Origin of the sequence: Duganella rhizosphaerae, from assembly GCF_040364205.1 — a bacterium.
GTDB lineage: Bacteria > Pseudomonadota > Gammaproteobacteria > Burkholderiales > Burkholderiaceae_D > Rugamonas > Rugamonas rhizosphaerae.
On sequence record NZ_BPWK01000007.1, the window covers coordinates 153,739 to 176,665 of the forward strand.

Sequence of the window (22,927 nt, forward strand, 5' to 3'; positions counted from 1 at the left end):
CGGTTTGGTGATTGACAGGCCCACAATACAGCGCTATTTTGATCCTGAAAATCAGGAATATTTTGATCGATGGTTCGATAAAACGGGATGGTTATGCGAAGAATTACTTTTGACCTGGATGTGTTGCGCACCTTTGTCACCGGCGTCGACCTGGGCAGCTTCGCCAAGGCGGCCGACCGCCTGGGGCGTTCGACCTCGGCCGTCAGCGCGCAGCTGAAGAAGCTGGAGGACCAGCTGGAGATGCCGGTGCTGCGCAAGGAAGGGCGCGGCATGGTGACCACCTCGGCCGGCGAATCGCTGCTGGGCTATGCGCGCCGGCTGCTGGAGCTCAACGACGAGGCGGCCACGGCGGTGCGCGGCGCCGAGCTGGCCGGCAGCGTGCGGCTGGGCATGCAGGAAGATTTCGGCGAGCACATCCTGACCGAAGTGCTGGGCCGCTTCGCCCGCGTCCATCCCAAGCTGCGCATCGAGGCCTGCGTGGCGCGCAACGCCGACCTGATGGCGCAGATGGCGGCCGGCCGGCTGGAGCTGGCGCTGGCCTGGAGCGATCCGGCGGTGGCCTCGCCGGCGCTGGCGCGCCTGCCGATGCGCTGGATAGGCGCGGCCGGCGTTGGCGCGGCCGACGGCGGCGCCTGGCCGGCCTGGAGCGGTCGCGGCGAACCCTTGCCGCTGGTGATGATGGACGCGCCCTGCATGATGCGCTCGGCCGCGCTGCACGCGCTGGACCGCGCCGGCATTCCGTGGCGCATTGCCTTCAGCAGCCCCAGCCTGGGGGGCGTGTGGGCGGCGGTGGCGGCCGGGCTGGGCGTGACGGTGCGCACGGTGGTCGGCCTGCCGCCGGCGCTGCGCGCGCTGGATCAGCCCGGCCTGCCGCCGCTGCCGGTGATCGGCCTGCGCCTGCACCGCGGCGCGGACGAGCTGAGCGCGCCGGCCCAGCGCCTGCACGACATCGTGCTGCAGGCGATCGCCGCGCAGCCGGCGCTGGCGCGCGCGACGGCCAGCCTTACTTCCTGAGGCCTGCGCCGGCCAGCTTGGCCACACCGGCCAGCGTGGTCTGCGCCGCGTTCAGGCCCAACAGGAAGTCCTTGTCAGAATAGGCGGTGTAGACGTCGGTCGGCTGGTGCCAGTTGGGATTCCAGCCGGCGCCGATCTGCTGGCCGCGCTCGTTCTCGCGCAGCGAGATCGAAGGCACCAGGTCCATGAACGGCGTCGAGTCGGTGTTGGTCATGTGGAAGCCGACGGCGGCCGGATAGTTGGTGGCGTATTTGTCGTTGGCGGCGCGCAAGGCCCAGGCCAGCCTGGCCGAGCCTTCGGCCTGCTGCGACACCGACTGGTACTCGATGTTGACGTCGGCCTCGCGCCGCTGCTCCGGCGGCGACACATAGACGGGCTGGCCCTTGGCGTCCAGCACCGCCTTGCCGGCCGCATCCAGTTTCGCGACCGGCATGCCGTGGTCCCACAACATCATGTCGTGCTGGATCAGGCCCAGCCATTTCGGCTCTGGATATTTGCCCGAACCCTTGGGCGATTCGATGCCCTGCAAGTCCTTGCGCTGCATGGCGTAGGCGGTGGCGCCGTTCAGGCCGGTCTCCTCGTTGTTCCACAGCGCGAAGCGGATCGAGCGTTCGGTCTGCACGCCGGGCGCGTTGAAGATGCGCGCCAGTTCCATCACCAGCGCGGTGCCGGAGCCGTCGTCGTTGGCGGCCTCGCCGAAACCGATGCCGTCCATATGGGCGCTGACGATGTACATTTCCTCCGGATGCGTGCTGCCGACCTTGGTGCAATAGACGTTCTCGCGCTGCGAGGTGCCGACCGGCGTCTGCTCGGCGTTCAGCGCGCGCAGTGCTTCATCGGGCTGGCGCAGTGGATCGGTGTTGACGCCGATCGCCGCGCGGTTGCCGAACAGGGTGCTGCCGCCCTGGCCGGCGGGACCGCCGGCGCCGCCGCTGGGGATGCCTGGCGCACGCTTGGCCGCGGGCGCGTCCGGCGCCGGCTGGGTGTACTGGTATTGCAGGCGTTCGGTGTTGCTGCAGCCGTAGGACTTGAGCTGGGCCTCGATCCAGTCCAGCGCCTGGCGGTTGCGCGCGGTGCCCTGGCGGCGGTCGCCGAAGCGCGTCAGGCTCTTGATGGTGGCCTTGTATTTTTCCAGGTCGAGCTGGCCGACCAGGGTGGCGATCGGATCGGCGGCGGCCGCGTTCTGCGCGTGGGCGAGCGGCGCGGCGACGGCCAGCGCGATAGTGAGGGTACTCAGGGTACGCAAGACGACAACTGGTTTCATGGACATCCTCAGGTTGGCCGAAACAGGCTTTGCCATTCTGCATCAAGATTGCGTAGACTGGGCGCACTATGAGAAAAATCGCCAAGGTGTCCATGTTTGCTGCATTGATCGTCGCCGCTTATCTCGGCCTGTGGCCGGTGCCCATCGTGCCGGTCAGCTGGACCGCGCCCACGCCGCCCGGCTATACGGGCATCCATGCGGTCAACCAGCGGCTGGCCGGTTTGCGGCAGATTTCGCTGGGCGGCGAGGTGGGGCCCGAGCATGTGCTGGCCGGACCCGACGGCAAGCTGTACACCGGCGTCCTCAGCGGCAAGATCCTGCGCATGAATGCCGACGGCGGCACGCTGGAAACCTATGCCGACACCGGCGGCCGGCCGCTGGGCCTGGACGTCGACGGCGCCGGCAACCTGATCGTGGCCGACGCCGTCAAGGGCTTGCTGTCGGTGGCGCCGGACCGCAGCGTCAGCGTGCTGGCGGACAAGGTCGGCGGCGAGCCGATCCGCTTTGCCGACGGCGTGGCGGTGGCGGCCAACGGCAAGATCTACTTCAGCGACGCCTCGCAGCGCTTCGGCCCGGTCCGGCGCGACACGATGGAGGCGGCCATGCTGGACGTGCTGGAACAATCGTCGACCGGGCGCGTGCTGGAATACGATCCCGCCACCAAGGCCACGCGCGTGCTGGCCGGCGGCCTGAGCTTCTCCAACGGCGTGCTGCTGAGCGGCGACCAGCGCTGGCTGTACGTGAGCGAGAGCGGCAAATACCGGGTCTGGAAGATCGCCGTCGACGCCGCCGGACTGGATGTGCGGGTGGCGTCGCCGCAGGCGCAGGTGCTGCTCGATAACCTGCCCGGCTATCCGGACAATCTGGTGCGCGGCGCCGGCGGCCGCATCTGGCTGGGCCTGTCCGGCCCGCGCAACGATCTCGACAAGATGGCCGACAAGCCCTGGCTGCGCAAGCTGATGCTGCGTCTGCCGCGTGCGCTGTGGCCCGAGCCCAAGCCCTACGGCCACGTGCTGGCGTTCACCGAGGACGGCCGCATCGTCGTCGACCTGCAGGACCCGGGCGGCGCTTCGCCAGTGACCACCGGCGCGACCGAGACTGCTGACCGGCTGTATATCCACAACGTCGGCGCCGGCAGCATAGGCTGGATGACACGCTGAAAAGTAATTGTCAATATGCTCATATATTGTTACTTCAATAAAAACAACGTTTGAGCAATATTTTTTCAAACCGCTATCATTATGATAATTTGTTGAAATTTTTACAGTAAAATAATCGCATTGTTGCTCGCCATATCTTTCAATCGTCTTTGAAGGTTAGCCATGCGTAAATTATTTTCTGCCTTGCTGTGCGCCGCCGCGTTCGGCGCCCCCTCCGCCTTTGCCGCCAACCTGGTCACCGACGGCGATTTCTCCTCCGGCACGCTGGCGGCCTGGACCCAAAGCGGCGACACCTCGGCGCAGACGGTCGGCTACGATTATTCCGGCTCGCCGAAGTCCAACCTGTTCGACATGGTGTTCAGCGATGGCGCCTATCTGAGCCCCGGCATCCTGGGCCAGCAGGTCAACACCAGCGGGCAGTATGGTCAGCTTGGCTCCCCATGGCACGATGTCTACACGCTGAGCTTCGACCTGCAGCGCTACCACGCGAGCATGACCGATCCGGTGGTCAACGAGTCCAAAGTACTGTTCGACGGCAAAGTCGTCTGGCAGCAGACCAACACGGACGGCGACTGGACCCACATCACGATCACCAATCTGTTGACCTACCATCCACAGACCTGGCTGCAATTCTCGAATCAGAACTATTACGACTACACGGCGATCGACCATGTGCTGCTGGAACGGACGGGCGTGATCGCCGTGCCGGAACCGTCGTCCGCGCTGATGTTGTCGTTGGGCCTGGGCATGCTGCTGGCCGGCTGCGCCAAGCGCCGCCGATCGTCCTGAGCCGGGCGCCATCCGCCTGAACGCCGTCAGCCGACGGCGCTTTTTCCCTACGCCGCCCGGCCTCGCCAACGCGGCCTCTCTCGCTACCAGGAGCCACCATGTCCGAACCATTTTTAGGCGAAATCCGCATGTTCAGCTTCGGCTTCGTTCCCAAGGGCTGGGCAAGCTGCAACGGACAAACGCTGTCGATTAACCAGAACCAGGCGCTGTTCGCCATCCTGGGCACCAGTTACGGCGGCAACGGCATCAACACTTTCGCGCTGCCCGACCTGCGCGGCCGCGTGCCGATGCACAACCCCCAGCCGGGGGCGATCGGCGGCGCCGCGCGCCACACCCTGACGACGGCGCAAGTGCCGCAGCACGGCCACGCCGTCAGGGCCGTCAACGACGTCAGCGCCACTGCGCTGCGCTCGACCAGTCCCAGCGGCAATTACTTCGACTCCATCCCGGCCGGCGGCGCCAACATCTACCACGGCTACGACGGCACTGCGACTTTGCATCCGTCCACGGTCAGCCCGGCCGGCGGCTCCGCGCCGCATGAAAACCGGCAGCCCTACGCGCCCAGCATGTTCTGCATCGCACTGACCGGTATTTTCCCTTCACATAATTAAGCTATCCCTGCTTTCAGGAGACTCTTCATGTCTTTCCCTTTTGTCGGTGAAATTCGTATGTTCGCGGGGAACTTTGCTCCGGCGGGTTGGGCATTTTGCGATGGCAGCCTGTGGCCCATCTCGGAGAACGAAGTGCTGTTCGCCCTAATCGGCACCACCTATGGCGGCGACGGCGTCGAGACCTTTGCCATGCCCGACCTGCGCGGGCGCGTGCCGGTCCATGTCGGCACGCTGCAAGGCGACACTTATCAGCTCGGGATGAACGGCGGCGTGGAGCAGGTCACGCTGACCGCCGCGCAAATGCCGGCCCACAGCCACGTGATCAACGCCAGCACCGCCGCGCCGCCGCTTGCCGCCGGCGCGATCAACATCACCGACGGCAGCAGCTGGGTGCCGGCGGCGCCGTCGCCCAAGCCCAAGGTGTACACCACGGCGGCGCCGAATTTGCTGATGGGCGCGGACACCATCGGCCCGAGCGGCGGTAGCCAGCCGCACGACAACATGGCGCCTTACCTCGCGATCCAGTTCATCATTTCGCTGTTTGGCATCTTCCCATCCCAAAGTTAAGGACTCGTCATGGCAGATCCATTCCTTGCTGAAATCCGTATGTTCGCCGGAAATTTTCCTCCCGTCGGTTGGGCCACCTGCGACGGCCAGATCCTGCCGATTTCGCAGAACACGGCCTTGTTCTCCTTGCTGGGAACCCAGTACGGCGGCGACGGCAAATCCACTTTCGCGCTGCCCAATCTGCGTCAGCGCGCACCGATGGGCGCCGGCCAGGGGCCGGGCTTGAGCGAGCGCTTCCAGGGTGAATCCGGCGGCCAGGCCAGCGTCGCGCTGACTGCCGCGGAACTGCCTGCGCACGCGCACGCGCTGCAGGCGTCCGGTTCGCCGGCCACCACCAACAGCCCGAACGGCAACACGCTGGCGGTGTCCGTCTCGCCGACGCCGCCGTACATCGGGCCGGCGCCCTTGCACCCGATGGGGCCGGCGGTGTTGAGCGGCGCGAACGGCGGCGGACAGGCGCACAACAATATGCAGCCCTACCTGGAGCTGAACTTTATTATTGCGTTGCAGGGCATCTTCCCACCGCGCAGCTAATCTTCGTCAAGGAGCGATTATGGAACGTCGAACATTTGTGCTGGCCACCGGCGGCTTGTTGGGCGGCAGCGGCCTGTGCGGCGCGGCCGAGCCGGCCAAGGCCAGGCTTGCTCCGCTGCCGGCCGCCGGCATCGTCGCGGCGCCGGCGGCCGGCAGCGCGGCGTATCTGCCGCTGGTGCAGGAGCGCTTCAATGTGTATCCGGGCGGGCGGGGTGTGGCGATGACGCTGCTGAGCGTCAAGCGCCACTTCGAGTCGGCCAAGGGCGACCAGTTTTCGCTGACCTTCGCGGTGGACGCCGGCCAGGCGCTGGCCAGCGGCGTGTACGAAGTCGAGCACGCCGACATCGGCAAGCAGACCGTCTATCTGCAACGCTCCGGCAACGGGCCGGAAGGCAATTACTACCGGGCCGACTTCAACTTGCTGAACTGAACCGGCGTCAGGCGCGCCGGGCCTGGCGCTGATCGCCTCGCCCCGCGCGCCCGGGCCGCGCGCGGTCCGGGGCGATCAGCGCCAGGCTGCCGGAGGCCTTGTCCGGCTTGCCCTGCGGCGGCAACTTGAACACTTCCAGCGCCTTGGCCACGGCCTGCGCCTGCAGGTCCAGCACGCCTGTGGCGGCCGAGGCTTCCTCGACCATCAGCGCGTTCTGGCGGGTCACCTCGTCGAGCTGCATGATGGCGTCCTTGACCTGGTTGACGCCGCTGCTCTGTGCGCGCGTCGAGCCGCTGATGTCGCCCATGATGGCGGCCACCCGGCCGATGGCGGCGATCACCGCGTCCATGTCCTGTCCTGCGGCGCTGGCCATGCCGGCGCCGATCGCGATCTTGCCGGCCGAGGCGTCGATTAGGGTCTTGATCTCCTTGGCGGCGGCGGCGCTGCGCTGGGCCAGGTTGCGCACCTCGCCGGCCACCACCGCGAAGCCGCGGCCGCTCTCGCCGGCGCGCGCCGCTTCCACTGCGGCATTGAGCGACAGAATGTTGGTCTGGAAGGCGATGCCGTCGATCAGGCTGATGATGTCGACGATCTGGCTCGACGAGGCGCGGATGTCGTTCATCGCGGCCACCACTTGCGTGACCGCCACGCCGGTGCGTTCGGCCAGCGCAGTCGCCTCGCTCGCCACGCCGCTGGCGGTGTTGACGTTGTCGGCGGTCTGGCTGACGGTGCCGGTGATCTGCCCCATGTGCGCCGAGGTCTGCTCCAGGTTGGCCGCCTGCGCCTCGGTGCGCGCCGACAGGTCGGCGTTGGCCGCGCGCACCTGGGTGGTGGTGCTGCGGGTCAGGCTGAAGTTGCTGCGGATGTCGACCAGGATCGACGCCAGGTTCAGGTTCAGCTGGCGCACGAACGCTTGCAGCTGGCCCAGCTCGTCGTGGCGGTCGACCGCCATGCGGGTGGTCAGGTCGCCGCCGGCCAGGATGCGGGCCGCTTCGATGCTGGCCTTGATCGGCGCGACCACCGCCAGGTGCAGATTGCGCCAGCTGTACAGGGCCAGCGCCACCATCAGCAGCGCCTGCCAGTGCAGGGCGCTGTCGGCATAGGGCCACAGGGCGTGGCCGGCGATCGTCAGTCCCAGCAGCGCCATGCCGCCGAAGCACAGGGCCAGGCGTTGCGCCAGCGTGATGTCGCGCAGCGCCTGAGACCAGCGGCGCCAGCCGCGCGCGGCGGCGGCGCCACGCACGATGCGGATGCCGTCCGGATTGCCGCCCTTGACGGTGCGGTAGAGCTGTTCGGCATCCTGGATCTGTTCGCGCTTGGGCTTGGTGCACACCGACATGAAGCCGGTGGTCTTGCCCTTTTCAATCACCGGCGTGGCGTTGGCGATGCACCAGAAATGGCCGCCGTCGTGGCAACGGTACTTGACCAGGCCGCGCCACGGCTGGCCCGACAGTACGGTGCGCCACATGTCGGCGTCCACCTCGGGCGGCATGTCGGCATGGTAGAGCGAGGTCTGCGGGCGGCCGTGCAAGGCTTCGTCGGCGTAGCCGCTGGCCTGGATGAAGGTGGAGTTGGCGTAGGTCAGGCGGCCCTGGAGGTCGGTGGTGGTGACGATGGGCTTGCCGTCTTCAAGGACGGTTTCGCGGCCGGCCGCTGGAGGTGTGCTGCGCATGGGCGATCCTGTGCGTGGGGTTGTCGAGGGTGGCTAGCATGCTAACAGATTCAGGTGTCAACTATTTCCCAGATGATATGATTTTTATCTGTCGCCCAACGAAATGGCATCGTGCTTTTTTACTACGAAAAGTTTCTCATATAACATGTGAATTATTTTTTTAAAAAGTAAGTTCCTGTATTGCAATCATTATGGTATATTTGCATCACTGAGTTGAAGCTACGCCCTAAGTCGTCATTGCAGCGCAATCACTACCCCAAGAGGACTATCTTGAAATTCTCGAAAATCGCAATCGCCGCCTGTGCATTTGCCGCTGCAATTGGTTCGACGCCTGCCGCCTTTGCCGCCACTGAAACCATCGTTCTGGGCAAAAGCAATGTCGTCGGTTTCGCCAGCCAGGACATGGCTCACCTGACGATCACCGAATCGGGTGCCAACACGGTGTGGACCCTGGCGGCCGATTGGAACAACGCGCTCAACACGAGCCACCCCTTCGTATTCGACCTGGAATTTTCCAATGCTAAGAGCGCCGCGCCAGTCAGTTTTAGTGCGCTTTCCGGCAGCACCATCGGGCTGGCGAATCACGGTCTCTCCGCCACTGCGGTGAAATTCCAGCCAGCCAACGGCAACGGCCGATTTACCGATGGCGAAACTGCCACGTGGATCTTCAAAAACACCACCCTGGGCGACTTCAGCGCTTTCCAGCTGCATGTCAACGCGCTGACGGCAAACGGTGGTTCGGTCAAGTTCACGCAACTGTCGGCAGTGCCGGAACCGGAAACCTACGGCATGCTGCTGGCAGGTCTGGGCCTGATCGGCTTCGCCGCACGCCGCCGCGCCGCCAAGTAACGCCATTGGCCGGCTGCGCGCCTGTCATGTTGGATTGAAAGCCCCGCTCGTCGGGGCTTTCGTCATATTGTCGACCCAGCGGCCGTGCGACAACGTTGTCAACATTGTCGAATCCCGCGTAGAATGCGTGGCATGCGGGTGTAGCTCAATGGTAGAGCAGAAGCTTCCCAAGCCCCGCCGCCTTGTTAAACCCCACTGTTCATGCGGGTTTTAAGCGCATGAATATGCGATCACACCAAAATCCCACCTTAATCAACAAGTTATCAGCCATCACATTTTCGACCCCACATCTAGTCGAAAAAGCTGCCGTTATGGTGTGATGGCTGACAGGAAATTCCGGGATAGTTAGGTGCAACTGGATGAAATTCCAGCGGCATTGAGTTATATGATCAAATAACGAAATTAATCGTCTTCGGTGTCTTCGCCGTCGCTATCTGCCGAGTCGTCACCGAAGTCGTCTTCATAGTCATCGCCAAAATCGTCATCTTCCTCATGCGCTTGACGGATTTCGGCGACATCATCGGCGTCAGGTGTCTCAGTAACAACAAACTCAGGATCGGACAGACCGGCAGGGCCGTTGCGCTGGAATACGACTTCACCAGCGTAGTCCAAGCGATCGTTGTTTCCGAAGAATTGCCTCTCCACATCGTCGTCGTAGTTGATCGTTACGGCAACAGGAAAAGAGACCGTTGTGTCGCTAATGTCGAGCGGGGATGCTGATGACATATCAACGCGCACAGTCACATCGTTTCTACCAATTGGCACGCGGGTTTTTTCTGCCTCGTAAGCCAATACACCACCGTCGACGACTGCGTCCTCGATCACAAAGTCCACAATGGCGCTTTCCAGTGATGAGATATCCGTATGGAATTCCATTTTTGCACTGGAGGCCCCAGCAACTGCGCTTATTACGCGATCCAGTTGATTTGTTGGATATCCCAACTCGACGATGCGCTCTGCCAATTTACGTTTATCGATGATGACGTGCAAATCATCAACAACCGCCTCATCATCGGCGTTTAATGCTTCATTTGTGTTGAAACCCATTGAAGCGGCGAGCAATTGGCGAGAATGTCCATTTGGCATTTTTTCGCCGAAAGTCTCGGGAGCGTCTTGAGTAAGACGATCACGCAGTGCAAAGACAATGGGAGTAAGATTGGTAGCCATTATATTTCCTTATGAAAGTGTATTGAAATTTTCGTGGACGTTGAGGTTTAGTCGACCACGCTTCAAATAACTTCAGCATGGAAAACATGGCGGTACAGGTACTCATGCGAAACATGAGAAAAAAGAGTTTTACAACGGCAATGCATTCGCTCTTGTTGGGCCTCAAAACCCGGGGGAGCATTCCTATATCTCGACTATAGCGCATCAGATCTAAAAAAGTCAAACAGTGTGGACGAGTGTACTTTGTAACTGTCGTACAAGGATCGCGTTGTCCGTTTGCGCTTTTCCATGGATGGTTCCCGTATTGCAATCAACGAGGAATCGGCATGGATCTCTATCAAGAAAACTATCGCAAGCTGCTTCAACTTCTGCCAGGCTTGCATGACATGAACGGACCAGCCAAGCTGACCGCGCTCGGCCACAGCGATGTCAATATCGATGTGATCGAGCGGCACAAGCACCGTTTGGTGCTTCGCATGAGCCACTATCTCGAACGCCTGCACGGCGCTGCGGTACCTGACCCTGATTTGACCATCGAGGTGTACTTGATGGCCGAGACCGTCGGCGTGTTGACCTACACCGATTGCTTCGGTTCGCGGAAAGTGTTCTGTCCGGAACTGATGGCTTTCAGCCCGTTGGCCAAGGCGGAGCTGAACCATTTTCTTGACCAGTGGTTGACGAAGATGATTGCGGATGGGCGACGTCAGCCGACGGCCCAGTTCACACAGTGAAGGACTTAGTTGCCGCTAATTGCCTCGGCCTGCACCTGAAGGGCCGTTCTGCACGTAGAATTCGTGGATGATCAACACGAAGTGTGTGCCCATGGCTAATAAGCGAAATGATAATTTTCCTCCTGATGTGATCAAAGTGTTGGAGCGGCGCGTAAATGGGAAGTGCTCTAACCCAGACTGTCGTGTACCAACATCTGGGCCGACTGCAGATGAAAAAAAGTCGAACAACATGGGCGTCGCGGCGCATATTAAAGCGGCATCGCCTGGCGGGCCACGATACGATAAGGATATGGGGTCTGAACTTCGTAAAGGAATTGGAAATGCGATCTGGCTTTGCTCTAACTGCTCAACGATTATTGACAAAGACTCTGTTCGTTATACTGTAGATTTGCTTCAACGGTGGAAGCAAAAAGCAGAAACGCTGGCACTGGAAGAATTTGGGAAATCACCGATTTCTCGGAATGATTATCAGGCTCTCCATGATGTCGTTTTTAGTAAATTAAAAAGATCTCCATTATCTAGCGCTGTTTCGGATATCTGTCGACTTAGTGCGGCTGAATTGGAGAGACTTGATCCCAGATTTTCTGTGGATGTCGAATATAAAGAAGGTAATACTTCGTATATCTTCAATGCAAAAAATCCAGTTGAAATTGTTTGGAACGTTCAAACAGGCTTTGAGATTGAATTCGCAAAAAAATTTAAAGATCTAGTGTCCCACGGAAAATCGCTGGAAATCGACTCTCGCGCAATGAAATTTGAGGGATCACCGCTATTTGATTTTAGTTCAAACATCAATGGCCGGTTGATTCTAACGTCTGTGGTCCGCAAGCCGGCAATTACAAAAATAAAATTAGAGACGACTGATAAAAATTATGAAAATAGTTTTGATGATATTTTTGGTGAAGTTGTCGGTGGCACTGAATCAATTACATTTTCCGGTTCGATGTTCGGCGGAATGTACTCACTTCAGCTCAGTTGTGACTTTGATACCAATGGGGCTGGGCATACTTCATCTGAAATTAATTTCGAAATCTGGGAAGGGAGATCTATAAAGTCATTGCCTTACTTTGATAAATTGTTCCAGCTCTACTCCGCTTATGTAGAGGAAAAAAATATGTGTTTGGCGGTTGAGGTAGAAGGAAGAACGCTATTAAGTGGCGGCCAGGTAAAACTGGGCAACAAGGAAAAGTGTTTGGAAATTTATGGACTATTACGACATCTAAGAAATGTCAGATATATTTTGAATGCGTTGAATTTAGATACCAAATTTAGTACCGAAGTTGAAGTTTCCTATGACGACTGGACAGCAGCAGAAGAAGTTTATCAATACCTTCATGCCTATTCTGGTCTAGTCGGAAATCAAATCGAGCCCTGCAAAATAGATATCACTATAGGTAGTGAAACAAATGATGAGCAAGCTCAGCAACTAACGGATGGTCGATTTGCGGCTATAAAATTGGAACGTCCTTGTAATTTACCATTGAACCTATTTGGTCTCCAGATCGCAAATGCTGTGGTAAGCATAATCTTTACAAGCGCGACGCTAAGGAATGAGATTCCGCTTCAGGTCTTGAGTGCTAATAAGAATGTCGAATTGGAAATTCATCCATCATCAGATTGTGTAGTTCACACCAAAATTACATATCACTAGGCTAGTCATGGACGTATAAGTGACACAAGATCTGCCTGTCAAATACAGGCAGATCTTTACAGAAAATTGTTATCCAAGCTTCGCCTTGATCAACTGATAGTACGTGCTGGCACCGGCCGCACTCAGCTTGGCTTCCGTGACGAACTGTTCGACGATCTGCTTGCGCGTGACATCCTGTTGCTTGGACATGCGCAGGTAGATGGCGGAGGCGATTTCCATCTTCGTCGGTGCTTTAGGCTTCTTCTCCGCTTTGACCGTAGGAGAAACGCTAGCATCGCTTTTTCCTTCATTCGCTGTCGTATCCGCCGTCGGCGTCGATGAAATCGGCGTAGAGGCGTTTTTAATCGGTCCAGCTCCGCTTGGCGATGCAGGTGCAACAGCTTGCGGCGTGGTCGTCGCGGCGGCAGGTGCTGCCGATTTCTGATCGGTCGTTGCCTTGGGCAGTTCGGTTGCAGTAGTCTTAGCGTTCATGATGTAGGCTCGCTTGGTTAAGGAGCCTTTACCATCAACAGTTTTCCACGACTAGGCAACGGCCAGGCAGCAGACCAGATTTTCGCGGCACATCATCGAATTGCACATTGGCTGTGACGGCATTTTCGCTGAGCAACCACCACAGTTCCCATCACACCCGTGAGGGCATCCGCCTAAGACCCGCATGAATCCTGGGGCGCTCAAGCTACGTTAGAAGCTTTGAGAGCCGCTTTGCGAGATCGATCTATTCATATCGCATTGGATATTTGATATAAATAGTTTATATTATTTTTATTGCGTCAGCATTTTCGATGCTGACGAACGTATCCATCAAGCCTAAAAATTGTGCGTTATCCTACACACATGACCTATCGAAATCACACACTTCCTAAACCAACCTCACCCCAAGATTTTGAAGCGATCTGTTTGGCGCTTTATCGGAAGACGTGGAGCGATCCAAATGCGCAGCTAAACGGTATATCTGGTCAACGTCAGAATGGTGTTGACATTTTCGGGCGTGACATCGCTAGTGGTAATGCCTATGGGGTTCAATGCAAAGTCCGCTCTAAGCGAATAACTTTCTCAGAGATTGAAGCTGAGATAGAAAAGGCCGAGGATTTTCTGCCTCGTATTCAGCACTTCATTATCGCCACAACGGCTGACCGAGATGGGGTTCTGCAAGCGAAGATACGGTCGCTCTCCGAAGCTAGGCGCGCGGTCGGCCAATTTTCCGTCCACATCGTTAGCTGGAACGATTTGACGGATATGCTTGACGAACACCGCAGTGTGGCAGCACGGTTCTTCTCGTTCTTGGAAGATGCTCCTCATTTAACCCAAACACCTGAATCGAACAAAAGCAGCGAAGGTCCCTTCGCACATCGAATTTCAAATGCGCTGACACTGCTGAATGAGAATCGCAAATATAACACCCTGACTGTATCGCGAGTTGCGGAAGCTCTACAGGCGGAGCGGGTAACTGATGTTTTGAAATACTTTGATGGCCGCCAAGAGCCACCTATTAGATTCATGCGAGACTTCGCCGCGAAGTTCGGAGTCAATGCAGAGTGGCTCATTCATGGTGAGGACGAAGCCTTCTATTGCAACGAGCCGATGGCCTTCAGTGCCCTGGATGCGATCCCATTTATTGAGGAGCATGGTCATGAGGAAATTTTTATCATCCGGTCAGATTCAGATTACGGTGAATGCGCGATTGTGGTTCGACTCGATTCGTGGCGCTACGTGACGATCAATGGCGTCTGGCATGTGAGCTCACATGTAGGCGGAACTGGCCGCTCCCAGATGGAAGACCTTTGCCTGTTCTTTGTTCATATGCTGCGCAAAAGAATCTCGTTCCGAGGCTTTGCGCTAGACGATGAGACCTTTTACAAACTCAAGGAAGGGCAGATCTACCCCGGTTCTGTACTTGAAGGCCGAAGCAGGGGCTCTGACTGGTGCGTGTCTCTTCTTGATTTTGAACACCGTGAGCCTCGCGCTTGCCACTATGGTGAATGGCATGGCCAGTCTTTCCTGGACGCGCAGAGCATCTTAAAAGAGACACTTAGCCCCGAAGCAAAAAAACAAATCCAATCAAATTGGTAATAGACACGTACTGTTTTCGATGAAATTTGCAGCTAGACAACTATCTCATTTCCCATCACACAGACTGCTCCGGCATCTTGCATCCAGCCTGCGCTGTGCGATTTCTTGGCTAGGTTAGAAGCTGCAAACGCTTCTGACGCAGCTTCATGTTCGAGTCTGACGCGCATGCGCTAGAAGCGCTGTACATCGACCAAAATGATTTATGCCGAAGAGCTAAGACTTACCCCCCCCAATTGCACCAATGCGGCAAAGTGCTGTTTGGGTAGGCAAGGCCGAAAGGGCTGGGCGAGCGTCAAATCGAATGCTAAAGTGCTATGGTTGGGTAAAAAATAGGAATAGAGAAATGCAATTTGGATCGTATCGAGTGCACACCAAGCATCGCGCTGGTAAGCCAACTGAAAAAGCTAGCATGTGGACAGTGGACAACTGGAAGGAAATTCAACTATTTTCCGACGCGAGTAGAAATGGTTGGGCGACACCCCTAAAGGGTTGGCTATGGTCAATTGATACGGTGAATGGAATGTCAGAGCTAGGAGTTGACATTTCAAATATTTGCTATATAGCGAAATTCAAGATAGATCACAACAATGAATGGCATGGGTATCCTGTTCATCCACGTGGTGATGACATCCCCCCAGATGCAGTTTTGGAATCTTGGAGGCTTAATTCGTATATTGACAGTACGGATAAGAAACGTATTAGGTCGGGGAGTTTTAAGAAATGACATATGATCGATTGAATATCAAGATCGAAGGCGAATTCATTGACTCGTTTTTGTACAGCGGTACACTATTTCTCGTTTGCGCAGACTCAAGGTTAATGATGTACGACTGGGAAGCTGTTTTGAAACGAACGATAAATTTAAATTCCGACGACGGCCAAGATAAATTAGATTTCTTGTTGGACTCTAGAAAAGGGTTTTCAGCCTATGAATCATCCTACTCGGACATAATAATAGAAGCGGGTCTTCTCTCAAAGCACCTACTTTTCGAAACTGGCCTGAATGAGTGGCCGACTGATATTAATGTTTATGCTAATAGATTTTACATGGCTGGTGAGAATGGCGTTGACGAAATTCCGTATGATTGGACGACCAAGCAGCTAAATATTAGAGAGAAATTTCGGGTATGGAATACTTACTCGTACAAGGTTTCTGCTAATGACTCGCACCGAATTGCAATTGCTGCTGGTCATAATGGCATCATATCAGCGTTGCCGCGAACCGGATATATAAAACGGGAAGACGTCTCAACGTTGTTAGAAGTCGACTCAAACGATTGTCAATGGATCGGCTCAAATCTCGTTGCAAATTCACTGCAAGGTTCCTACTTATCGATTTTCGCCGATTTGCCTGAACGCCCACATGGAAACGTACCACCGGAATACTGGAATAGTCTGGAGACGGCAAAGCGCCAGCCACCCATTAGCAAACAAATCAGTTATGACGAAGGCGAACCTCTTTATTCATGGCTTGGTGGGTCAAAAATATTCTCGCTGCTCACCAGTGGGGCTATCGCAGTAAGCCAAAGAGAAAAAAAAGGCTTGTCGATTGAAAATGGGGATAATGTAGATATCTTGAATATTGACCAAGGATTGCTTGAGACGCGCGACGTGCTATCTGCTCGAACAGGAGTTTTTGGAACAGTAATAGAAACAAATACTAAGTTGCTCTATGTTAATGATTCCGGTGTTGAAGTGATGGCTAGTAGACCTATATCCTGGCGAGTTTTCCCAAGGGCGAAGAGCTACGCTAACCATCTACACGTCGCGATGAATGATCACCTGGCAATCACCGCCTATTTCGGCTACGACTCCGGCAAGAACGACAACAAGTTTGGATTTGATGCGAACGAGATAACCTAGATGTGTAGTGCGATAGAGGGCGGTTTTTCTAGTTTGCAATAACGTGTGATTTATCTTGAAAAATTATCGAAATACGCTTGATTTTGCGAAAATAAGATTCGTTTCTGTTTGCGTTTTCGTCGAGAACAGTAGAGTTTAGCTCCGCCGTCACTCATGATGATCTATCGCATCACTGGCTACATCCAGGTGCTGATACTACGCAGGCCCGCACTGGCGCATGAATTTCGGCTGTAGGTGAGAAGGTCCGATGGCTCATGGCCTACCGGCAGACCCGAGCCGCGACAGCCTGCTACATTCGCGCCTCCAGCTGGAGACCCACACCCCAGAGGCCCGCATGGGCGCTCAGTTTCCGCCGGGACGTCAGAAGGTTTAATCTTTTCGCGCCTACCCTCGACAGTTACTGTGAGGGCAAAAGATGAAAATTTTCCCGGCGACGAGGACATTTTCTCATTGCTGGCGACCATTTCAGGTGCTTAGCTAAGATCTTCCTGTGTCGGTAGCAGGACAACCTAGTTAAATCCCTGTTGACCTAGGAGTGGGTTAATGACGTGCCACTTAGCCTGCTAAATTCTATCCAAATATCACGCTCCCTGAGAAGCATTGAAGATGCGTACTATTTTTTTGCCAACAGGAAATGTCTATGCTATGTTATGGCAAGGATCTCTAGTTCCACACAAACAACCTGTAAGGGAATACATGGCTAATGAATTGACGCAGAGTAAGATTATGCAGGCATTGGATTGGGCTTACGATAAAGCAGTGAATGGGGTAGCTGGTTTGGATTCTGCCGAAGAAATGGCAAACGAGTATCTAGCAGGCAAAGGAACCATTGAGGAAAAAATCGATTCCCTAATTCGCTGGCAAAATACGAAGGCTGGAACCTCAGGATTTATAACAGGCCTGGGCGGAATAATCACCATGCCAGTAACAATTCCTGCCAACATTGCATCGGTTATGTATGTTCAAATTCGAATGATCGCTGCTATAGCTAAAATGTGCGGCCAGGATTTGCATAGTGACCGAGTGAAAACACTTGTTTATGCGTGTTTAGCCGGCGATGCTGCGAAGGATATATTGAAAGATGTTGGTATCGTTGTCGGTACGAAAATGGCGACTAACGCTATAAAGAATATATCTGGAAAGACCATACTTGCTATTAATCAAAAAGTTGGATTTAGGCTTGTAACAAAATTTGGCGAAAAAGGCGTGATTAATTTAGTAAAAGTAGTACCGTTTTTTGGTGGTGTAGTTGGTGGAACGGTCGATGCTATTGCAACCAACTTGATTGGAAATGTTGCGCGTAACACTTTCGTCGCATGCATTGAAGACAATCCGGTTTTAAATTAAATTCTGTAAAACTGCTAAAAAGGAAATATCTTGGCTAGCTCTAGCGATAAAGACCGTTTGATTTGGTTTCTTCAGGAGCAAGGGCGTTCATCCAATAGAAACGTTCGTTCTACTCTAGGGCTCTCGGACGAAAAATACGCAAAAATACGTGAAGAATTACTTGACGCTGAGTTAATTGAAAAAGTTACCGGTCAGGGGGGAGGAGTACAGCTGACTTCCTCAGGTCTTAAGGTAAAGACTTTACAAAATACAAAATCCTCGGTGGAAAACGAAAAGGCACTATATGTCCCTTTTGTAAAAGTCTTAGAATCAGAATCTGAGGAGAATGAAGAGCCTGCGTTAATTATTGATACAAGTTCTTTGCGAAAGAGCGGAAAATGGTCAAATCCAGATATTTCTAAAATTTCATTAAGGAAATTTGATATTCTTCGAAGCCATAAAATTTTAATTACGACATATGAACTAAAGCAGTGGAAGCGTTGGAATATTGAGTCTGTCTTTGAAGCTGCATCGCATAGACGCTTTGCACATGAAGCTTATGTTGTTTTGGAGTGGGCTAAAAACGAACCAGTAGTTGGACTTGAAGAAATTATTGCGGTATGCAGTAGATTTGGCGTGCGGCTGTTGACACTACATCCATACTATAACTCCTTTAGATATGATATTCAACTAGAAGCTGAAAAGAATACGCCAACTGAAGATTACATGGAAGAATTCTTAGGTTACGTATTTGATAAAAACAAATCAGCTTATGAAAAATATGAGGAATTGTGTGAACTGATCGACATATAGCGGCTTAAATAGATTCCTGCTATTCAGATTGGGTATCGCCCCCGCGTCAATCGCATTCCCTACTTACATCCATCCGTCGATTCTAAGTAGACTTGCGTAAGCGCAGGGGCGTCTTTACGTTAAAAGATTTGATGGCTCATGACGTACTAGCCAGACGCCGCAACGCAAGAGCCATCTCATTCTCACCTGCATGCATTCACCCACGGGACCCAATGCCGCCTGGATACGCCCTTGAGGTGGGTAGGCCAGAAGGTTTATAGACTCATGGAGTACTCGCCTGATGCCCATTGCACGAGCCATCTCATTTCCACCTACATATCTTCGGCAGCTCCGCCCGGTGCCGCCTGGGTACTTCATTGGGGGGAGTAAGTTAGAAGGTTATTTAGCTTCTGACGCAATCGCACAGTGTCTGACACATACAATCGTATTTTTCATTTTTTCTTTTTTGCCAACCGTTTTTGTCACCGACTTGCTGGTTGGATCGAAGAAAAATCTAAAAAATGACGAAGATTGACGATTTCTCTATTTTTCTAAAACATATTGAATTCAAAGAAAAATATAATAATATTTTCTAAAATTCCCAAGACGTCGTCATTATCGTAATCACTCAATGTAGCCGCGAGTGGGCAACAGGGGCGCGCCATTGCCTCTAGCCATTTTGCAAGTGATTAAATTACGGGAATTGACCTTTTTCAATGTTCGCAATGGTTTTTTCTGCCATGACGTATAGACGTCTAGCCGTTGACTTTAATTTATCCTTTCGTCCTGTTTCACCTTCCTCGTTGGTCAAGATTTTTTCACTAATGTTTAAAGCAAGGCCAATATCATAGTAAGGCGTGCGTTTTCCATTTTCATCTATCTCATTGCGCATTTTATATACGGCCAGAGCTTTTGTTAGCGCTGGAACGTGCACTTTTGCGCCAATAGGAAACTTCGATTCAAAGTCTTCTGCACGCTCTCCGGTTTTCTTTTTGATATGTACCTTGAGTATTTCGGCAAAACTTTTAGTTAGCTGAGTTATTGTTGAGCCCGTATTGCATATTACGACCAAACCGTCGTCGTCCGCACCATCTCCCATCCAGTACGCTGCATCTTCAGCACTCAAAGCTTTCTTGCAATGAAACGCTTCCAAATTATTGGGACTAGTAACCTTGCCAGTTTTCCATTGCTCATAAGAAATATCCCTAACATCTCCAAACTCTTGATAGAGCTCGGCGAGTGGGCCAGAACCTCCATTTTCGCAGCACTTTAGGTATTTATCTGACAACTTCAAGAACTCAAATCGGAGGTTGTGCTTCGCTTCTTGAGCGGTCATATGGTCAATTTTTCTCATTTTTCACCTAAAAGTATACGTTCATTGTCGATGAATTATAGCGTATCGGGTGTAATTTGTATATTTTGTTGTCCGGTGAAATACTGAACTCCTCTTAACCAACCGAGAGTTCCAAGTGAAAAAATGTACACAATCTAAACCGACTTCTGTGAATAACGACGCAAGCAAAGCCGTGCAGGTAGCGACTATCGCAAAGGCCCAGCAGAAGAAATCGCGTCGTTCGAAAAAGCCGCGTGGCCGCGATAAATATCCCCCATATTCCGAGTTTAGCGATGCAGTAATTCATGCATTGGACAAGGCGGTAAAAACTTCGCTCGGCCATCGAGTTGAAGGCGAAATCCACATTGGCTTGGAAATTGGCTTCCACGAAAAAGCTCCAGGGGAAATTATCGCTTTTGCACTGACTCAAGTAGTGTGCACTCCAAACGTGGAAGTAATGCGATGCTTCGGCGTACCAGCTGCGGCCGCAAAAAACATACAGCGTGTACACGTCACAGAGGAATTTACCTATATGCTCGATAGCTATGACCTGAAATATGTTGATGTGATTGCCGCTGATCTCGCTCAAGAGGTTTTGATGATGCATGATGTGCTGGAAGATGATGCTAGGAAATGCTTCCGGGCCAGTAATCCTACTGCTGCCATGCCCGATTTCTAAACTGACGAAAATATCGGAACTGATAACGATATTATCTCTGTGCTAATAAAATGATTTGCAATGCGCTGACCTTTGCGCATTGCAAAAAAACCAAGAAATACTGCGAGCGCAGTAAGAATTAATACTGTCCAAAAAATTTTATTACATGAATTCATCTCTCATCAATTTTCCTGATACGACAGAAATTAATAAAATGTCGCTTTCAGAAGCAGCTCAAGCATATGCTCGCGCTGGCTTTGCAATATTTCCTCTTGTCCCGGGAAGGAAGATTCCTATTATTGCCGGTGGCTTTAAGTCTGCTTCCAGTGATTTGGAGCAGATCGCGGCCTGGTGGCCGCCCGGATCGATGAATAATATCGGTATTCCTACAGGAAAGCAGAATGACATTACCCTTATGGATATCGATGTGAAGAACGGAGCGCCAGGATTTGACTCGTGGGAGAAGCTTGGCAATGAAACCGGGGCGCTCAAGCCCTCACTCAGTAGCGATACGCCGAGCGGTGGCATGCATGTGGTTTACAAATCCACTCAAGGGATAAATATCGGTAACAAAGTAGGCTTTATGCCTGGTCTCGATGTACGCGGAGAGGGGGGCTATTTCGTCGCATCGCCGTCTATTGTGAACGGCAAACCCTATCAGTGGAAAAGTGGTGCTACTCAGTCTATCGAGATGCCAGAAGCTATGGTCCGCAAACTGACTGAGAAGCGTAGCCCTCATCCTACGCATGACTATGTAGGGACTGCTTTTGCCGAGCCTGTCAATGCTGGCAGCCGTAACGAGAAGCTGTTCCACCTTGCGCTCAGCCAGATGAAGGCAGGTCACTCCAGGGGCGAAGTAGAAGTATTTTCGGTCCGCGCCAATGAACTGTTCCAGCCCCCAATGGAAGTTGAAGAGGTGGTACAGGTCGTGGATAACGTGTTTCGTCTGTACGAGAAATCCGTGCACATGCATTGCACGGATAGCGGCAACGCTGCGAAGCTCGCGGAACTGTACGGCGACATGGTGCGCTATGTGATTGAGACCGATAGTTGGCTGCGGTGGAATGGCGTCTACTGGGAGCCAACCAGCTATGTTGTCATTCAAGGGTTGGCTAAGGACGTAGCAAAGACCTTGCACAAAGAGGCGGATGCAATGGATCAAGGGCCGGTGAAAACCCGCCTAAAAAAACATGCACTCGCCTCCGAAGGTGCCACGCGTATCAAGAACATGATCACGTTGTTCAAATCAGAACCGGGAATCGGGCTGCCGATCTCTAAATTGGATAGCGACGGCTTTCAGCTTGGCGTACAAAACGGCTATGTCAATCTTAAGACGGGCCAGTTCTGCGCACCAGACCAGTCCAAACTCATCACGCAGGTTGCCGGTACTGCTTTCGATTCCGAAGCAACTTGCCCACGGTGGGTTGCTTTCTTAGAGCAGGTGATGGGCGGCGACATGGAGCTCGTTACATATCTCCAGCGGTTGATTGGCTACTCACTTACCGCATCTCTCATTGAGCAGTGCATGGGCTTCGGGTATGGCTACGGTGCCAATGGCAAAAGCACATTCTTGAATGTAACCCAATCGCTGATGGGGGACTATGGCGCGCAGGCATCGGGCGATTTGTTGCTCGACCGCCAGCGTAACAGCAGTGGACCATCTGGTGACATCGCGAGCCTGAGGGGGAAACGGTTCGTGGCCATGAGTGAGGTAGATGAAGGGCGTCATTTCAGCGAAGCCCTTCTCAAGTCAATGACTGGAGGTGACCCGATTGTGGCACGTCATATGTATCAGAGCCAATTTACTTTTGTCCCGACTCATAAGATGTTCGTGGCGGGCAATCATAAGCCGGTTATTAAGGGAACGGATGAAGGTATCTGGCGTCGTATGCGCCTGATTCCTTTCCCGGTGTCGTTCAAGAAGGAGGATCGTGATCCGAATTTGGAGAGCAAGCTGAAAGCGGAGTTGCCAGGAATTCTGAACTGGGCCATTCGCGGATGCCTCGACTGGCAACGCCATGGCCTCCCAGTTCCTACGGCAGTGGCTGCTGCTACGGCGGAGTACCGCAGCGAAATGGACGTCGTAGGGTCATGGATTCGCGAATATTGCGTTGAAGGGCCATTCCTTGAAATGGTCTTCGATGAAGCATATGAATCTTTCTCCACATGGGCGAAAGACTACTTCGGGTTCAGCTACACCAAACGGAAGCTGGGAATGTTGCTTATTGAACGCGGGTACGAGAAGGCCAAAACTGCCAAGCGGAAATACATTGGCTTAGGCTTGCGCACGCCGTTGACTGAAGCTTTGCAAAAAAACGGCGAAAAGGCATCCGCATTAAAAATGTATCGCGACTAACGGTGGTCGCCTGCTGAGCCTTTTGTTCGCAGGAGGCTCAGCAGCTGCGTTGCGTCCCGCAGTTTTCTTTCATCGGAAATTGATGGATGG

21 protein-coding genes are annotated in these 22,927 nt (G+C 54.0%); 16 read left to right on the top strand and 5 right to left on the bottom strand.

Annotated elements, in window-relative coordinates:
* Positions 1–93: 93 nt before the first annotated feature.
* Positions 94–1,014, top strand: coding sequence for a LysR substrate-binding domain-containing protein (locus RUGAMON1_RS16805; protein ID WP_445231577.1), 921 nt, complete (start codon positions 94–96; stop codon positions 1,012–1,014).
* Here the strand turns inward: RUGAMON1_RS16805 and RUGAMON1_RS16810 are convergent.
* Positions 1,004–2,278 (bottom strand): M28 family peptidase, encoded by a 1,275-nt coding sequence (locus RUGAMON1_RS16810; RefSeq protein ID WP_445231578.1) that lies wholly within the window; start codon positions 2,276–2,278, stop codon positions 1,004–1,006. The genes RUGAMON1_RS16805 and RUGAMON1_RS16810 overlap by 11 nt on opposite strands.
* Positions 2,279–2,346: 68 nt before the next feature.
* Here RUGAMON1_RS16810 and RUGAMON1_RS16815 point away from each other — a divergent pair, with 68 nt between their 5' ends.
* The 6 genes from RUGAMON1_RS16815 to RUGAMON1_RS16840 all read left to right on the top strand — a co-directional run bounded on the left by RUGAMON1_RS16815 (position 2,347) and on the right by RUGAMON1_RS16840 (position 6,369).
* The gene (locus RUGAMON1_RS16815; RefSeq protein ID WP_445231579.1) at positions 2,347–3,438 is read left to right on the top strand and encodes an SMP-30/gluconolactonase/LRE family protein; all 1,092 of its coding nucleotides are present in this window, start codon (positions 2,347–2,349) and stop codon (positions 3,436–3,438) included.
* Between the two features lie 162 nt (positions 3,439–3,600).
* Positions 3,601–4,227: a PEP-CTERM sorting domain-containing protein gene (locus tag RUGAMON1_RS16820; protein ID WP_445231580.1), complete on the top strand. Its 627-nt coding sequence runs from the start codon at positions 3,601–3,603 to the stop codon at positions 4,225–4,227.
* 98 nt (positions 4,228–4,325) lie between these two features.
* The gene (locus RUGAMON1_RS16825) at positions 4,326–4,838 is read left to right on the top strand and encodes a phage tail protein (protein ID WP_445231581.1); all 513 of its coding nucleotides are present in this window, start codon (positions 4,326–4,328) and stop codon (positions 4,836–4,838) included.
* A 27-nt stretch (positions 4,839–4,865) separates the two neighbouring features.
* The gene (locus RUGAMON1_RS16830; protein ID WP_445231582.1) at positions 4,866–5,405 is read left to right on the top strand and encodes a phage tail protein; all 540 of its coding nucleotides are present in this window, start codon (positions 4,866–4,868) and stop codon (positions 5,403–5,405) included.
* A 9-nt stretch (positions 5,406–5,414) separates the two neighbouring features.
* Positions 5,415–5,939, top strand: a complete 525-nt coding sequence (locus RUGAMON1_RS16835; RefSeq protein WP_445231583.1) for a phage tail protein — start codon at positions 5,415–5,417, stop codon at positions 5,937–5,939.
* 19 nt (positions 5,940–5,958) lie between these two features.
* Positions 5,959–6,369: a DUF6916 family protein gene (locus tag RUGAMON1_RS16840; protein ID WP_445231584.1), complete on the top strand. Its 411-nt coding sequence runs from the start codon at positions 5,959–5,961 to the stop codon at positions 6,367–6,369.
* Positions 6,370–6,376: 7 nt separating this feature from the next.
* Here the strand turns inward: RUGAMON1_RS16840 and RUGAMON1_RS16845 are convergent, their stop codons facing one another.
* Entirely contained in the window at positions 6,377–8,041 is a 1,665-nt protein-coding gene (locus RUGAMON1_RS16845; protein ID WP_445231585.1) for a methyl-accepting chemotaxis protein, read from the bottom strand.
* Positions 8,042–8,311: 270 nt separating this feature from the next.
* Here RUGAMON1_RS16845 and RUGAMON1_RS16850 point away from each other — a divergent pair, with 270 nt between their 5' ends.
* Positions 8,312–8,890, top strand: a complete 579-nt coding sequence (locus tag RUGAMON1_RS16850; protein ID WP_445231586.1) for an FxDxF family PEP-CTERM protein — start codon at positions 8,312–8,314, stop codon at positions 8,888–8,890.
* A gap of 402 nt (positions 8,891–9,292) precedes the next feature.
* Here RUGAMON1_RS16850 and RUGAMON1_RS16855 read toward each other — a convergent pair whose 3' ends face one another.
* Positions 9,293–10,057 carry a hypothetical protein gene (locus RUGAMON1_RS16855; protein ID WP_445231587.1) on the bottom strand — a complete coding sequence of 255 codons (765 nt, stop codon included), beginning with the start codon at positions 10,055–10,057 and terminating at the stop codon, positions 9,293–9,295.
* Between the two features lie 326 nt (positions 10,058–10,383).
* Here RUGAMON1_RS16855 and RUGAMON1_RS16860 point away from each other — a divergent pair, with 326 nt between their 5' ends.
* Together RUGAMON1_RS16860 and RUGAMON1_RS16865 are read left to right on the top strand one after the other, a co-directional pair.
* Positions 10,384–10,788: a DUF1249 domain-containing protein gene (locus RUGAMON1_RS16860; protein ID WP_445231588.1), complete on the top strand. Its 405-nt coding sequence runs from the start codon at positions 10,384–10,386 to the stop codon at positions 10,786–10,788.
* A 67-nt stretch (positions 10,789–10,855) separates the two neighbouring features.
* Complete coding sequence (locus RUGAMON1_RS16865) at positions 10,856–12,439, top strand: hypothetical protein (RefSeq protein ID WP_445231589.1); 1,584 nt, start codon at positions 10,856–10,858, stop codon at positions 12,437–12,439.
* Positions 12,440–12,508: 69 nt separating this feature from the next.
* On the opposite strand, the gene RUGAMON1_RS16870 is transcribed toward RUGAMON1_RS16865, so the two are convergent.
* Positions 12,509–12,910: a hypothetical protein gene (locus RUGAMON1_RS16870; protein WP_445231590.1), complete on the bottom strand. Its 402-nt coding sequence runs from the start codon at positions 12,908–12,910 to the stop codon at positions 12,509–12,511.
* 363 nt (positions 12,911–13,273) lie between these two features.
* Between RUGAMON1_RS16870 and RUGAMON1_RS16875 the strand changes: the two genes are divergently transcribed.
* The 4 genes from RUGAMON1_RS16875 to RUGAMON1_RS16890 all read left to right on the top strand — a co-directional run bounded on the left by RUGAMON1_RS16875 (position 13,274) and on the right by RUGAMON1_RS16890 (position 18,511).
* Positions 13,274–14,509, top strand: coding sequence for a helix-turn-helix domain-containing protein (locus tag RUGAMON1_RS16875; protein WP_445231591.1), 1,236 nt, complete (start codon positions 13,274–13,276; stop codon positions 14,507–14,509).
* Positions 14,510–15,244: 735 nt separating this feature from the next.
* Positions 15,245–16,372 carry a hypothetical protein gene (locus RUGAMON1_RS16880; protein ID WP_445231592.1) on the top strand — a complete coding sequence of 376 codons (1,128 nt, stop codon included), beginning with the start codon at positions 15,245–15,247 and terminating at the stop codon, positions 16,370–16,372.
* Positions 16,373–16,978: 606 nt separating this feature from the next.
* Positions 16,979–17,719: an EcsC family protein gene (locus RUGAMON1_RS16885; RefSeq protein WP_445231593.1), complete on the top strand. Its 741-nt coding sequence runs from the start codon at positions 16,979–16,981 to the stop codon at positions 17,717–17,719.
* A 30-nt stretch (positions 17,720–17,749) separates the two neighbouring features.
* Complete coding sequence (locus RUGAMON1_RS16890; protein WP_445231594.1) at positions 17,750–18,511, top strand: hypothetical protein; 762 nt, start codon at positions 17,750–17,752, stop codon at positions 18,509–18,511.
* Between the two features lie 673 nt (positions 18,512–19,184).
* On the opposite strand, the gene RUGAMON1_RS16895 is transcribed toward RUGAMON1_RS16890, so the two are convergent.
* Positions 19,185–19,844 carry a hypothetical protein gene (locus RUGAMON1_RS16895; RefSeq protein ID WP_445231595.1) on the bottom strand — a complete coding sequence of 220 codons (660 nt, stop codon included), beginning with the start codon at positions 19,842–19,844 and terminating at the stop codon, positions 19,185–19,187.
* A 148-nt stretch (positions 19,845–19,992) separates the two neighbouring features.
* Here RUGAMON1_RS16895 and RUGAMON1_RS16900 point away from each other — a divergent pair, with 148 nt between their 5' ends.
* Both RUGAMON1_RS16900 and RUGAMON1_RS16905 read left to right on the top strand, forming a co-directional pair.
* Positions 19,993–20,502: a hypothetical protein gene (locus tag RUGAMON1_RS16900; RefSeq protein WP_445231596.1), complete on the top strand. Its 510-nt coding sequence runs from the start codon at positions 19,993–19,995 to the stop codon at positions 20,500–20,502.
* Between the two features lie 145 nt (positions 20,503–20,647).
* A complete protein-coding gene (locus RUGAMON1_RS16905) occupies positions 20,648–22,837 on the top strand; it encodes a phage/plasmid primase, P4 family (RefSeq protein ID WP_445231597.1) in 2,190 nt (729 codons plus the stop codon).
* Positions 22,838–22,927 lie beyond the last annotated feature (90 nt).